Origin of the sequence: Parvimonas sp. M20, assembly GCF_035282425.1 — a bacterium.
Lineage (GTDB): Bacteria > Bacillota > Clostridia > Tissierellales > Peptoniphilaceae > Parvimonas.
This window is the reverse complement of the sequence record NZ_JAYKBQ010000181.1, coordinates 1-267: the sequence shown is the minus strand read 5'-3', so window position 1 is coordinate 267 and position 267 is coordinate 1. Positions and strand designations below refer to the sequence as shown.

The window sequence follows — 267 nt, the reverse complement described above, 5'->3', positions numbered from 1 at the left end:
CATCTTGGACCGGAGCCGCTTAGCGACGATTTCAATGGTGAGTATCTGCATCAGAAGTGCGCGAAGAAAAAAACGGCGATTAAACCGTGGCTGATGGATAACAAGCTGGTGGTAGGGGTAGGGAATATCTATGCCAGCGAATCACTGTTTGCGGCGGGGATCCATCCGGATCGGCTGGCGTCATCACTGTCGCTGGCAGAGTGTGAATTGTTAGCTCGGGTGATTAAAGCGGTGTTGCTGCGTTCGATTGAGCAGGGTGGTACAACG

The 267-nt window shown here is 52.8% G+C and carries 1 protein-coding gene; it reads left to right on the top strand.

Features of this window, described 5'->3' with window-relative positions:
* Positions 1-267, top strand: a 267-nt coding sequence (locus tag VJI93_RS08885) for a hypothetical protein (protein ID WP_442954000.1), incomplete at both ends; no start/stop codon positions are given.